The sequence below is a fragment of the Proteiniphilum sp. genome (assembly GCF_034331125.1).
Lineage (GTDB): Bacteria > Bacteroidota > Bacteroidia > Bacteroidales > Dysgonomonadaceae > Proteiniphilum > Proteiniphilum saccharofermentans.
In genome coordinates, this window is sequence record NZ_JAXQGC010000006.1 from 1 (window position 1) to 13,766 (window position 13,766).

11 protein-coding genes are annotated in these 13,766 nt (G+C 41.7%); 5 read left to right on the forward strand and 6 right to left on the reverse strand.

What is annotated here, in order from left to right:
• The coding region (locus tag U2P89_RS01515) for an AAA family ATPase (RefSeq protein WP_322190403.1) at positions 1 to 371 on the forward strand (371 nt) is incomplete at its 5' end.
• A gap of 52 nt (positions 372 to 423) precedes the next feature.
• The gene (locus U2P89_RS01520) at positions 424 to 909 is read left to right on the forward strand and encodes a DUF4143 domain-containing protein (RefSeq protein WP_322190404.1); all 486 of its coding nucleotides are present in this window, start codon (positions 424 to 426) and stop codon (positions 907 to 909) included.
• A gap of 11 nt (positions 910 to 920) precedes the next feature.
• On the opposite strand, the gene U2P89_RS01525 is transcribed toward U2P89_RS01520, so the two are convergent.
• From U2P89_RS01525 to U2P89_RS01550, 6 genes are all read right to left on the reverse strand, one after another.
• The gene (locus U2P89_RS01525) at positions 921 to 2,087 is read right to left on the reverse strand and encodes an ATP-binding protein (RefSeq protein ID WP_091910310.1); all 1,167 of its coding nucleotides are present in this window, start codon (positions 2,085 to 2,087) and stop codon (positions 921 to 923) included.
• 275 nt (positions 2,088 to 2,362) lie between these two features.
• Positions 2,363 to 2,557, reverse strand: coding sequence for a DUF5053 domain-containing protein (locus tag U2P89_RS01530; RefSeq protein ID WP_322190502.1), 195 nt, complete (start codon positions 2,555 to 2,557; stop codon positions 2,363 to 2,365).
• Positions 2,558 to 2,687: 130 nt separating this feature from the next.
• The gene (locus U2P89_RS01535; RefSeq protein WP_092027893.1) at positions 2,688 to 4,085 is read right to left on the reverse strand and encodes a RagB/SusD family nutrient uptake outer membrane protein; all 1,398 of its coding nucleotides are present in this window, start codon (positions 4,083 to 4,085) and stop codon (positions 2,688 to 2,690) included.
• A 12-nt stretch (positions 4,086 to 4,097) separates the two neighbouring features.
• On the reverse strand, positions 4,098 to 7,190 hold the full coding sequence (locus U2P89_RS01540) for a TonB-dependent receptor (RefSeq protein WP_322190405.1): 3,093 nt from the start codon (positions 7,188 to 7,190) through the stop codon (positions 4,098 to 4,100).
• Positions 7,191 to 7,769: 579 nt separating this feature from the next.
• Positions 7,770 to 8,783, reverse strand: coding sequence for an FKBP-type peptidyl-prolyl cis-trans isomerase (locus tag U2P89_RS01545; RefSeq protein ID WP_322190406.1), 1,014 nt, complete (start codon positions 8,781 to 8,783; stop codon positions 7,770 to 7,772).
• Positions 8,784 to 8,853: 70 nt separating this feature from the next.
• Positions 8,854 to 9,438, reverse strand: a complete 585-nt coding sequence (locus tag U2P89_RS01550) for an FKBP-type peptidyl-prolyl cis-trans isomerase (protein ID WP_322190407.1) — start codon at positions 9,436 to 9,438, stop codon at positions 8,854 to 8,856.
• 103 nt (positions 9,439 to 9,541) lie between these two features.
• Here U2P89_RS01550 and U2P89_RS01555 point away from each other — a divergent pair, with 103 nt between their 5' ends.
• The 3 genes from U2P89_RS01555 (at position 9,542) to U2P89_RS01565 (ending at position 13,633) form a co-directional block, all read left to right on the forward strand.
• Positions 9,542 to 10,228 (forward strand): NAD-dependent deacylase, encoded by a 687-nt coding sequence (locus tag U2P89_RS01555; RefSeq protein WP_322190408.1) that lies wholly within the window; start codon positions 9,542 to 9,544, stop codon positions 10,226 to 10,228.
• A 165-nt stretch (positions 10,229 to 10,393) separates the two neighbouring features.
• Complete coding sequence (gene mutS, locus U2P89_RS01560; RefSeq protein ID WP_322190503.1) at positions 10,394 to 12,982, forward strand: DNA mismatch repair protein MutS; 2,589 nt, start codon at positions 10,394 to 10,396, stop codon at positions 12,980 to 12,982.
• Positions 12,983 to 13,051: 69 nt separating this feature from the next.
• Positions 13,052 to 13,633, forward strand: a complete 582-nt coding sequence (locus U2P89_RS01565; protein WP_322190409.1) for a thymidine kinase — start codon at positions 13,052 to 13,054, stop codon at positions 13,631 to 13,633.
• Positions 13,634 to 13,766 lie beyond the last annotated feature (133 nt).

The following is a 13,766-nucleotide window of genomic DNA, read 5'->3' on the forward strand; positions in this document are numbered from 1 at the left end:
TGAACAGGTCTGACTGGTATGCTGTAACTTGCTGTCGCTTCATAGAACAAATTTTTATGTTTTACAGAAATATATATCAAAGATTGAAAGAATGGGCGTCGAATCCGCACCGCAAGCCGCTTATCCTACGTGGAGCCAGGCAAGTAGGGAAAACAACCGTCGTAGAAGAGTTTAGCCGGGAGTTCGACAATTACATCCATCTAAACCTTGAAAGGCCGGGAGATGCGCGATTGTTTACCGAATCAGATACGGTTTCGGAAATAATGCAGGTTGTTAGTTTTCGTCAAAATATATCTATAGAAAAAGGCAGGATCCTGCTGTTTATCGATGAAATACAAACCGAACCGAAAGCGGTGGCGCTATTGCGTTAATTTTGGGGGCTCCGGTTATCTTTCCAAGGATGTCAGGGAGGCATTTACAATAATGGAGAGGGCTTTTCTGTTGGAATTGGTATATCCCGCTACCAGCGTGCAGGTTCCTATTGAAGTGTCTTTTCGCCGAGCGCCAAAATTGTGTTGGGTAGATACCGGGCTTGTTAATTTTACGGCTAAAGGGACTATTGCCGAACAGATTGTAGCACAAGAATTGCGCGTACTATTAAACAATGCACATATTGAGCATCTCAACTTCTGGATACGCAACAAAAAGGGATCCAATGCCGAAGTCGATTTCATTTGGCAACAGGGCACCCATATTATTCCCATAGAGGTAAAATCGGGGACTAATGCCCATTTACGCTCCATACAATCTTTTATGGATTTGTCAGCAGGGAATACAGCCGTTCGTATATGGAGTGAAAAGTATTCTGTGGACACGGCACGGACTCCAAAAGGGAAATCGTTCAAATTGCTCAATATCCCTTTTTATTATGCAGGAGCATTACCCATGCTGTTAGGACGTGAGATGTAAGACTTAGCCCCTTACAGAACCGACTCCATCACCCTGTAATTCAGCAGCTTTACTTCTGAAGAATTATTCTCAAACTCCCCGGTATAAATAATAGTTTTGTCAATTATCCTATCCCCAAGGGAAGAGGTAATAGCACGAATCCCTTTCTCGAAATCGGGATGATACGTTTGAGAAGATTTTATTTCAATAGCTTTATAGTCTTTTCCTTGTTTCAAAAGCAAATCCACTTCATTGCCGTTACTGTCCCTATAAAAGAATAAATTACTTTCTTTTCCCCGATTATATCGGGTTTTAAGTGCTTCGTTGATAATAAGGTTCTCAAATAAATGACCCCGCATTCTATCTCTTTCCAATTGTTGTTCTGTTTCAATTCCCAACAGATAGCAAGCAAGTCCCGTATCACAAAAATAGAGCTTCGGGGTCTTGGTTAGCCGTTTACGTATATTTTCAAAGAAAGGAGGCAATAAGAGAATTACATAAGATGCCTGCAAAACGGACAGCCATGATTTGATAGTATTAGCCGAGACCCCGACTTCGTTTGAAAGTTCCGAGGCGTTAAACAAACAGCCGATACGTCCGGCACAAAGCCTTAAAAAAGTTTGAAATTGCATCATATCTTTTATTTGTAACAAATCCCGCACATCCCGTTCTAAATAAGTTTTTACATACGATGGATAAAATAGGGAAGGTATGTTCTTTCCTGCATATATAACCGGATAAAAACCATCCAGTATCAATCTGTCTACTGTTTTGTTTTGCGCTTCATTTTTCACTTCGGCAAATGAAAGCGGGAGTAGTTCCAGTACAGCGGTACGCCCCGCTAACGATTGAGTTATTTTCTCAAGGATGGAAAATTGAGAACTACCCGAAAGGATAAATCGTTTTTCAGGATCTTTATCGACCATACCTTGTATAAAAGACATCAGGACGGGAGCATTCTGCACTTCGTCCAAAATCATTCCTTCGGGATGCTGGGTAAGAAAACCCATAGGGTCATTTATGGCAAATTGTCTGACATCAAGATTCTCCAATGAATAGTATGGCAGGTTGGCAAAAACTTTTTTCAACAAAGTGGTTTTCCCTGACTGGCGCGGGCCGATTAATGTTATTACCGAAAAATAGTGGTAAACTTCATGCAAAACAGCGGTAATTTTTCTTTCAATAAACAATTTACTCATCTCTTAAATCAATTTATGTAATTTCGAAGTATAACTTCAAAATTACATATAATTACTGAAGATAGAAAATAATTCGCATCAGGATTGTACTATACCCTGTTTAAGTTTACTTATTCTTTATGCAGTAAACTCTTACGGTTTTCTAAGAAAAATCCATACATTTGTAAACTATGGCACGCATACTTAAATTATTGAATGATGAACAGATTCCTTTACCCTCACCGCTGATCAGGGATTAAGTGGTTTTTACATCCGGGTAGCGAATGCGGGGTTGTTTACAAAGAAATGCGGAATGCCCCTAATTTCTGTGATAGATCAGAAAATGCTTTGTTGAGCGTATCTATTTCTTCGGGTGTAAATTGAGCTTGTCTGCCGTTCACATCGTGCCCATTTATACGCTGGCTGAGCCAGCTTTTTGTTTTGTTGAAATAATTCTTCGCGATATACGACATGGATACGAATTGTGTAATCTCCTATATATCCCACCTGACGGATATTTTCCGCATATCACCAAAAAAGCTGCCTGGATTTCTCCAGACAGCTTTTCCTATTAGTTTAATAACAGAATCTAAACTATGTTACTTTTATAATTTCAACTTTTTAGTGATTGGGTAAATTATCGCTCCATCCTTCGTTTTGCGTCACACCAAATCCAGAATTGATCTCCTCAGAAGGGATTGGATATACAAAGTTGGCAGCTACAAACTGATCATCACCTGCAATGGTAGCGACTGCTCCGGTTCTTCTCAGATCATAGAAACGATGTCCTTCTGTGAAGAACTCACGAATTCTTTCGTCCGCTATAAATTCCAATAAACCGGCCTGGGTAGCAGGTAGATCTGCGACTGTGGTTATATCGGTATTTCTTTTTGCAGTATAAAGCAGAGCAGTCTGGGCAGCACTGATATTATTCAATTGTGCTTGAGACTCAGCAACGATCAAATACATTTCAGATAGCCTGAAAACAGGAACGTTACTAACTGCAGCAGCAGAAGGTATTCCATCATATTTTCCGGGATGATTCGTAGCAGAAATTAAACCTCCACGGATATCATTAGCTGCAAATTTTTCTTTTGTAAATTGAGATACCTGTCCTCCATATGATCCGTACAACGTGTTCAATGCATTAGCGGACAAGTTATCATCATTTGATTTTACCAAAGTGAATATATCCTCACCACTTATAGCCGTACTTCTCCACATTGACAAATAGGTCGCATTATCGACTCCATTAGAGTTGCGGAGCTCAATGGCTTTATTGGCTGCTGTGATTGCAGCTTCATACCTATGCATATAGAGATTTACACGTGCTTCCAACGCATAGATGGCCGCTTCATTGAAATAATATTGATTGATCCCTCCTGTTACATACTGCTTGGCACTGTTGATATCTTTCAATACTTGTGCATAGGTCTCTTCTACTGTCGATCTTGAAACTTGTTGAAAATCTTCAATAGGCTCCTGATCTACAATAACTATACCCAACTGAGAGTTATTTCCACCTGCCTTATAAGGAAGACCAAAAAGATTTACTAAGTCAAAATGTGCTAATGCTCTCAATGCATAGAATTGAGAGAGAGCTGATTCCAACCTGGCATCATCACCCTCAGGCAGATTTCCGCCATTAAGCAATTCCAGGGAACCGTTGATCCCTCTTGTGGACTGGTCTATTACTTTATAAGCATATGTCCAGGCATCCAATAATTCACCACTGGTATCGGTAAATGTCCACATATTGATTGCGACGAAGTGACCTGTACTAGCATCCGCTTCAGCTACATCTGAAGCCATATCGCCTATAGCAATCACCCTGTTTCCCCTATAGTAATAACTTCCCACATTTCTATATGCTCCATTCAATGCATTTTCTATATCCTGTGCCGATCCGAAAGCATTATCCATGTCAATGGCTGTGTAGATATCCGTTTCGAAATCACAAGACCAGAATGTCGATAATCCGACAACCAGACTAAATATATATATAAGTATTCTTTTCATAATCTATCAATTTTAAAATCCTAAAGTTAAACCAAACACAAATGAACGTGGAGTAGGATAATTCCACCATTGAACACCATTAGCATCAACGCTTCCGGGATCAAAACCCCTATAATCTGCATCGGCAATCGTGAATAGATTTTCAGCATTGAAAAACAGACGGGTCTTACTCAATCCGATATTCGATACAATGCGATTAGGCAAGGTATAACCTAAAGACAAAGATCTGAATTTCACATAAGAGCCGTCCATCAGGAAACGGGATGAATGCGAATTTTCGGTTACACCGGTGGTAAACATTAACATCGGCACCTTTGCAATATCCCCAGGTTTTTGCCATCTGTTTTCAGCCACATATTTTGTAAATGGAGATCCGAACGAATTACCAATTTGTTCATCATAACGCAGATGGTTTCCATATATTTTACCGCCTACAGAGAAATTAATTTGGAAACTCATATCAAACCCTTTCCATTGGAGATTATTGGTAAGTCCACCTTGAAAATCAGGAGTCGCTTTACCCACATACCGTTTTTTAGCAGCATTATAATTGGTGGTAGTTTCATCTCCTTCTTCGTTCAGGTACCACATACCAACTCCGGTTTCCGGATCAACCCCAGCCCACTCTTTCATCTTGAAAGTATAGTAATCTTTTCCCGGTTCTACAATTTGATAAGTGTACTCAATAGGGTTATCAGTACTTAATTTGATAATCTCATTCTTATTGTGAGAACCGTTTAGGGTCACGTTCCAGGAGAAATCATTCCGGTTGAAGAGACGTGCCATTATGGAGAATTCCACACCTTGGTTTTCCAATTCTCCCACATTGAGGTAAGAAGAACTCATACCTGTAGTGCGTGAAAGCGGTACACCAAATACCATATCCTTTGTTCTGTGTTTATAATAATCGGCAGACACAGTCAGGAAATTAAATAACATAACATCCAATCCCACATTAAATTTGGCAGTTCTTTCCCATTTCAACGAACTATTTCCAATCTGCAAACGGTTTGAACCCGGTTGTCCATTGTAGTTATAACCAAAATCATAGAGATTGCGTGAAGCATACCAACCCTGCATTATATCAAGATTTCCTACTGTTTGATTACCTGATGTACCGTAGCTGGCACGAACAGTCAAATCATCCAACCATTCAATTCCTTGCATAAAGTTTTCACTTGATATACGATACTTAGCACCGGCTGACCAGAAAGGAGCCCATCGGTTTTCCTTTGAGAATCTGGAAGAACCATCCATACGAAAACTTCCGGACAGATAATATTTTTCATTATAGTTATATTCAGCTCTTGAAAAATATGAATTTAAAACCAACTCCCTCCTGGTTGTAGAAGCACTACCCGGAGTAGCTGCCAGTTCAACATCTTCCAAATAGTCAACGGGATAATTTGATCCGGCCAGATAAGTACCTTTATAGTTGGTTTTTTGTCCTTCCTGTCCTAACAATACATCCAGATTATGTCCGTCAAAATTTTTGCCATAATTGAGTGTGTTCGTAATGGTTGTAACAAAATTAGCCCTGTAACCATTTTCACCCAAGCCTCTCATATCCTTACCTTGTGGTTGCAGGAATGACCAGGTTCCAAACTCATCAATCAGGTACCCATCCACACCTAATCGTGATGTAAAACTTAATTCATCAATAAATTTATAAGTTACATAGGGAGAAAAGATAAAACGATACTGTTTTGCTTCACTTTTATCTCCTAACTCACTTCTTTGGGCAACCGGGTTATAACCATTAATGGTATTAAAATTCCATGTGCCGTCTTCATTATAGACAGGAGAAAGCGGACTTTGCATAATAGCCTGCGTGATGGGATCGGAGAAATATCCTCCTCCGGCTCCCATATTGGTAATGGTATGTGCCACATTGGAATTGAATCCATAAGCTACTTTCTCAGTAGGTGCCTGATCAAAATTAAAACGGAAAGAATACCTCTTCATGTCTTTTCCTCTCACGATAGCCTTCGTATCGAAATAATCCACAGAAGTATAATAACGTGCCGCTGTAGCAGTTTCACCGCCTCCATTGAGTGTCAGGGTATAATTTTGAATCAATCCCGTACGTGTAACCTCTTTTAACCAGTCAGTATTATAAGGAGAGTCGTAATCAATTTCGGTATACCAACTGAAAAAATCTTCTGCTCCCGATTCATTATAAGGAAGTCCTAATCCATAAGCGTCATTAAATCGTTGGAAGTTACTTTGTCTTCCTACTGTCGAAGCATAATTATAACCATTCAACAATGCTTCCTTTGAAAGTTGTCTATAGGTATCGGCATCCACAAGTTTATAATTATCTGTATAACTCGGCATACTCTCGGTACCCACTCTTGCCGTAAAATCAATATTCAATCCTCTCTTACCTTTTTTCGTGGTAATCACAATTACACCATTGGCAGCCCTTGCTCCATAAATAGAAGTAGCACTTGCATCCTTCAGCACCGTAACACTTTCAATATCCTGCGCACTAATGGTGGCCAGAGGGCTCATCTGTTGCCCTTCACTCTGACGCATTCCCTGTATACCCGTCTCGAAGGGAACTCCGTCAATTACATATAAAGGTTGTGTACCGGAGTTTACCGAATTTCGACCTCTAATAAAAATATTGGCCGGCGCACCCGGCTGTCCGGAACCTACATTCATCTGTAAACCGGGAACAGTTCCGGCAAGTGCCTTAACAGGATTAATATCAATCTTGTTTTCAATTAAATCATTGGAAACAGAGGAAGCGGCACCGGTGAAAGCTCTCCGGGTTGTTGTTCCATACCCAACCACAACCACCTCATCCAATAATTCTGAATCAGCACTTAATTGCACACTCACATTCGCACTCACGGGCACTTCCTGTGTTTGATATCCCACATAGGAAATTACCAGTGTCCCACCGGCAGGGGCAGACAGGTTGAAATTACCGTCAATATCGGAAACGGTTCCCTGCGATGTACCTTTAATCTGGATAGTAGCCCCAATCACCGGTTCGCCCGCTTCATCCACCACGGTACCGCGTACCTGGGTCTGAGCCACAGCAAGCCCTATCCCAATAAAGAACAGGGCTAAAAACATAGTTAGCTTTCTTTTCATAAACTCTACTTTTAAATTAAACACTATTATAATATCATCTTTCTTATCCTATCAATTCAATAGGCTGGAAGGGTTTTAACTAATAATACAAGATTAATTATCAAAATAATTAACATACAAACACCTTTCCTATCATAGAGACTCTATAACTCTACTATCTTACAACACCACTCTACATTATTTTAACATTTTTGTGGTTATCTATACGTTGCGCAAATATAAATCATTTATTTTAATTACGTGGTTTTTTGCACTTTTTTTTAAAAAAAAACGTCAGACTGAAATTTCCATCCCTGTTTTTGATATATTTCATTAATAATTCCACCGAAACATAATAGCAAAAACGATCATGGAATTTTAACAAATCCAAATACTACAACCTTACAATCTATAATAGTGCAAATATACACCCTCAAAAAACATTATGCAAGTAAAAATTGAAAATTTCTTTATTTTTTATTGAATATTGAAGAAATCAATATAAAAAAGATAAAACCAATCGATTATTCAAAAAACAACAAAACAAAAAAAAGAGTGACCTTTTGGCCACCCTTTCCTTACTTTTATTCCGAGAATTGTTTATTCTTCTATTCCCAGTAATTCTACATCGAAAATAAGATTGGAAAATGGTTTGATGGTTCCACGATCCTGTGCTCCGTATGCCAGATCATAGGGAACATATAATCTCCATTTCGATCCTACGGGCATCAGCTTCAACGCTTCAGTCCAACCGGCAATCACCTGGGTCACGCCAAAAGTGGAAGGCTCCCCTCTGTTTACACTGCTGTCGAAAACCGTACCGTTGATCAACGTACCGTGGTAATGTACTTTCACACGATCGGTATCAGTGGGAATCGGCCCGTTACCTTCACGAAGGACCTCATATTGCAATCCGCTGGGGAGTGTAACCACTCCTTCTCTTTTAGCATTCTCGGCAAGATACGCATCACCGGCGGCAATACTATCGGCATACTGTACCTTAAGTTCTTCTTCCTGACGAGCTTGGCTGGCAGCCTGGGCCTCCTCCATCTTTTTCTGCACTAACGCGTTGGCATCCATCGTACTGATAGCCAACTGTTGATTTTTCAATACAGAGATCAATCCGGCCATAATCTGGTCATTATCCACTTTTTGTGTGGAGTCGGATCCGAAAAGCATCGAATTGAATTGAGGAAGCATCATCTGGGAAAACTGTACTCCAATACTTAACCCCTGGGCATAAGGAGACTTCTCCTCAAGATTCATTGCTGCTTTTAACCCTTTAATAAATTCATTAAGACGGGGAGCATTGATCTTGTTCACTGAGTCGATCTTTGCGGCCATCTCTTTTTGTAATGCTGCCTTTTGGGTAGAATCGGCAGCAGCAATCCTCATCTGATAATCGTATTCGATGTTGGATGCACTTTGCAATACTCCTTGCTGTTCGAGGTATTGCACTAATCCCTGCTCTGCCATACTTACACCATAGGCATAAGAGACACTGTCCACAGAATTTTTCAGGGAGGTCTTCGGCGTGGAGGCTCCTCCGCAGGACACCATCAACACTGCCAGCACAGTCATGGCACAAAATGCGCCTAAAATTGTTTTCTTCATTTTCTTCTATATATTAATAATGTATTATGTTGATTTTGTAAGGGAAAATAAGAAAGTAATATAAGTATTGTTACTCTATTCCCAATAACTCTACATCGAAAATAAGAGCGGAATTAGGTTCAATGGAGTTTCCTGCACCCTGTGTTCCGTAAGCAAGATCGGAAGGAATATACAATCTCCACTTCGACCCTACAGACATTAGTTGAAGCGCTTCTACCCATCCTTTGATCACCTGATTTACACCAAAAACAGCAGGTTGGCCTCTCTGTACGGAACTGTCAAAGACTTGACCATTCAATAATGTGCCGTGATAGTGGCATTTCACTTTGTCGGTAGCTTTCGGTGTAGCTCCGTCTCCTTCTTTCAGCACTTCATACTGTAATCCGCTGGGAAGCGTAACTACACCCTCTTTTTTACGGTTCTCTTCAAGAAATGCTTCTCCCTCTTTCAGATTATTCTCCAACATCTCATCCTGTATCTTGCTAAAATAGCTTTGAATAACCTGATTTGCCTCCTGAGGGCTCATGGAGGGGGTGGTATTATTCATAATTTCCGTAAAGGCTTTCACAAATGATTCCACATCAATCTGCTTCAATCCTGAATTCATCAAATTTGAAGCCATACTCATCCCTAACGCGTAACTTAATTTGTCCATTTAACTTTTTCTTTTGATTTAAACTCACAAAAGTACGATTTTAATATGAAACAACGCTGGTTTTAAGGTGAAAAAAGCTATATTTGAACCAAAAAGAAATCGTATGAAGAAAAAACTGGTCGTACTTACAGGAGCCGGCATGAGTGCGGAAAGCGGCATTGCCACTTTCCGCGACTCGGGAGGTTTATGGGAACAATACCCGGTAGAACAAGTGGCCACACCCGAAGGATTTGAAGCGAATCCCGAATTAGTCCTGAACTTCTACAATATGCGTCGTCGTGAACTAATGAAAGCCAAACCCAACGCAGGGCATTATGAACTGGCAGGGATGGAAAAAGATTTTGACCTGCACATCATCACCCAAAACATCGACAACCTCCATGAACAGGCCGGCAGCACAAAAGTATTGCATCTGCACGGTGAACTGATGAAAGCTCGTTCCACCGGAGATGATTCGCTCATCTACGACATAGATCCGGAACATATAGACCTCCATTTGGGAGACACTTGCGAGAAAGGGTTCCAGTTACGACCGCATATCGTCTGGTTTGGCGAAGCGGTTCCCATGATCCCTGAAGCCGAAAAAATTTGTAACCGGGCCGATATCTTCGTCATCATCGGGACCTCCATGAACGTGTATCCGGCAGCGGGACTACTCCATGACGTGAGAAAAAATGTGCCGGTATATTTAATTGATCCGAAGGATGTGTATACCAGTCGTTATGATATCCATCATATTCAAAAAGGAGCGTCGGAAGGAGTCAAAGAATTAAGACAACTGCTACAGTAATTTTGGGTAATCATGCTTTTTTTGTAATTTCGCTTCTCAGATTCAAGATTTAAGATTCAAAATTCAAGATTCAACAATTTAATGTACTGTGATAATTAGTCATTAGTAATTGGTAATTGGTAATTATAAAAAAGATCTGTGGGAAAAAAGATAGCAGAAACACCGATGATGAAGCAGTACGTTGAGATAAAAACACAACATCCCGACGCTATATTGTTGTTTCGTGTAGGTGATTTTTATGAGACATTTTCGGATGATGCCGTCGTGGCAGCTGAGATATTGGGCATTACACTTACACGGAGGGCGAACGGTACGGCGCAGTTTGTGGAACTGGCAGGTTTTCCTCATCATGCTCTGGATACCTACCTGCCCAAATTAGTGCGTGCCGGCAAACGCGTAGCTATCTGCGACCAGTTGGAAGACCCGAAGATGACCAAGAAACTGGTAAAACGGGGAATCACCGAATTGGTCACCCCCGGAGTCTCCATCAATGACAATATACTGAACCACAAAGAAAATAACTTTCTCTGTGCAATGCATATGGAAAAGGGAAACCGATTCGGAGTTGCTTTCCTCGACATCTCCACCGGTGAATTCCTCACTGCTGAAGGTACGGTCGACGATATCGATAAACTCCTTTCCAACTTTGCTCCGAAAGAGATACTCATTGAACGAGGCAATAAAAAGAAGTTTGAAGAAGCCTTCGGCTCCCAATGGTTCCTTTTTGAACTGGACGACTGGATTTTTACGGAAAGCAGTGCCCGCGACAGATTACTTTCCCATTTTCAGACAAAAAATCTGAAAGGCTTCGGGATCGAGCAGCTTACACAAGGAATTATCGCTTCAGGTGCCATACTCCATTACCTGGATATCACGCAACATAAACATATTGGACATATAACTTCCTTGTTACGTATTGAAGAAGAGCGTTTCGTAAGACTCGACAGATTCACCATACGCAACCTGGAACTGATCAACCCTCTCAACGAAGGAGGAAAAAGCCTTCTCAATGTGCTTGACAAAACCATTTCCCCAATGGGTTCACGACTGCTGCGCAGATGGACGGTGTTTCCCCTGAAGGAAGCTAAACCTATCGAGTCACGCCTGGACGTAGTAGAACATTTTTTCCGGAATCCGGAACTGAAAATGTTGCTTGAACAACAACTCCCACTCATAGGCGATTTAGAGCGGATCATCTCTAAAGCCGCCACGGGGAGGATCAATCCGAGGGAAGTAGCGCAATTGAGAGTAGCGCTCACTGCCATCGAGCCAATCAGGGAAGCTTTCCTCTCATCCGATAACCAAAGTATTGTAGAGATGGGAGAGAAACTCGACCCCTGCCTCGCGATCCGGGATCGTATTGAAAAAGAGATTGTCCCTGACCCACCGACCTTGCTACATAAGGGTGGATATATAAGGAAGGGTGTGGACAAAGAGTTGGACGAACTGCGCCAGATCGCCTATTCAGGTAAAGATTACCTGATGCAAATCCAGCAACGAGAGAGTGAAAGAACCGGTATACCATCGCTAAAAGTAGCTTTTAACAATGTATTCGGCTATTATATAGAGGTACGCAACACACATAAAGACAAAGTCCCGGCTGACTGGATACGCAAACAGACATTAGTAAACGCCGAACGGTATATCACGGCAGAACTGAAAGAATATGAAGAGAAGATACTGGGAGCCGAAGAGAAAATTATCTCACTTGAGAACCGTATTTACTCCTCATTGGTTGAAAGCCTGCTTGAATATATTCCCGCTATCCAGACCAATGCTAACATAATTGCCCGGGCCGATTGCCTTCTCTCCTTCGCCAACGCAGCACAAGAAAACAAGTATATCCGGCCGGAAATCAACGACTCCGAAATCATAGACATAAAAAGCGGCCGCCACCCGGTAATCGAAAAGCAACTCCCTGCCGGAGAACCGTTTATTGCAAATGACCTTTATTTGGATAGTGAAACCCAACAGATCATCATCATCACCGGGCCCAATATGGCGGGAAAATCGGCACTCCTCCGCCAGATTGCACTCATTACATTGATGGCACAGATAGGATCATTTGTACCGGCCGATTCCGCAAAGATCGGACTGGTAGATAAGATATTTACCAGGGTAGGCGCATCGGACAACATCTCACTAGGTGAATCCACTTTTATGGTAGAGATGAACGAAGCGGCGAATATCCTTAACAACTTGTCGGATCGCAGCTTGGTCCTTTTTGATGAACTGGGACGGGGCACAAGCACCTACGACGGTATCTCTATCGCCTGGGCGATAGTGGAATATATACACGAGAATCCGAAAGCACGTGCCAAGACACTCTTCGCTACGCATTATCACGAACTGAATGAGATGGAGAAATCGTTCAAACGCATTAAAAATTATAATGTGGCGGTAAAGGAGATCGATAACAAGGTGATCTTCCTGCGTAAATTGATGCCGGGCGGAAGTGAACACAGCTTCGGTATCCATGTGGCAAAAATGGCCGGTGTTCCACAAAGTATTACCAACCGGGCGGATGCGATCCTTGCCCAGATGGAATCCTCCAACCGGAAAGAGATGATCAAAAAGCCCATTCAGGATTTTGTGGAAAAACGGGAAGGCTACCAGTTGAGTTTCTTCCAACTGGATGACCCAATCCTCAGCCAGGTGCGTGACGAGATCATCAACCTCGATATAAACAACCTAACCCCCATCGAGGCACTCAATAAACTAAACGAGATCAAGAAAATTGTCAAAGGAAAATAATCTCCCTTATATTGCCATACCGGGTAAATCGTCAGAAAACATATCAGGAAAGAACCATCCGAACAGAAGATGTATAACGAAAACAAACTAAACGAAACAGCACGCACCGGACGTATCGAAGTTATTTGCGGATCGATGTTCTCAGGTAAAACCGAAGAATTACTGCGCAGATTACGCCGTGCCCAGTTTGCACGTCAAACGGTAGAAATCTTTAAGCCCGCCATCGATACCCGCTATTCCGGAGAAGAGGTGGTATCGCACGATAAAAACGCCATTCTCTCCACCCCTGTGGAACACTCCAGCAATATCTTACTTCTCTCCTCGGGAGCGGAAGTGATAGGGATCGATGAGGCACAGTTCTTCGACATGGGATTAGTGGATGTGTGCCAGAATCTGGCCGACCAAGGGATCAGGGTGATCATTGCCGGGCTCGACATGGATTTCAAACGTATTCCCTTCGGCCCGATGCCGGGATTATGCGCCATTGCCGATGATGTGATAAAAGTACATGCCATTTGCGTGCGTTGCGGTAACCTGGCGAACTATTCGCACCGGTTGGTAAAAAACGATAAACAGGTGATGTTAGGCGAGACCGACGAATACCAGCCTCTCTGCAGAAAATGCTATCTAGAAGTGAAAAGTGAAAAGTGAAAAACTAATAGTGAAACCGGGAAGAGGTTGGGATGATAATTCGATAATGTTTTTAAATGACAGCAAACAATATGCACGGTTATTTGTTATCTTCCTATATAAACCAATCGTATGAAACAAGTCTGAGAACTGT

Excerpts from the sequence above, each read along its gene's own strand:
- U2P89_RS01545 (WP_322190406.1), bottom strand. The coding sequence starts at position 8,783 with ATGAAGAAAACAATTTTAGGCGCATTTTGTGCCATGACTGTGCTGGCA.
- U2P89_RS01520 (WP_322190404.1), top strand. The coding sequence starts at position 424 with ATGGAGAGGGCTTTTCTGTTGGAATTGGTATATCCCGCTACCAGCGTG.
- U2P89_RS01565 (WP_322190409.1), top strand. The coding sequence starts at position 13,052 with ATGTATAACGAAAACAAACTAAACGAAACAGCACGCACCGGACGTATC.
- U2P89_RS01550 (WP_322190407.1), bottom strand. The coding sequence starts at position 9,438 with ATGGACAAATTAAGTTACGCGTTAGGGATGAGTATGGCTTCAAATTTG.
- U2P89_RS01535 (WP_092027893.1), bottom strand. The coding sequence starts at position 4,085 with ATGAAAAGAATACTTATATATATATTTAGTCTGGTTGTCGGATTATCG.
- U2P89_RS01555 (WP_322190408.1), top strand. The coding sequence starts at position 9,542 with ATGAAGAAAAAACTGGTCGTACTTACAGGAGCCGGCATGAGTGCGGAA.
- mutS (WP_322190503.1), top strand. The coding sequence starts at position 10,394 with ATGATGAAGCAGTACGTTGAGATAAAAACACAACATCCCGACGCTATA.
- U2P89_RS01525 (WP_091910310.1), bottom strand. The coding sequence starts at position 2,087 with ATGAGTAAATTGTTTATTGAAAGAAAAATTACCGCTGTTTTGCATGAA.
- U2P89_RS01540 (WP_322190405.1), bottom strand. The coding sequence starts at position 7,190 with ATGAAAAGAAAGCTAACTATGTTTTTAGCCCTGTTCTTTATTGGGATA.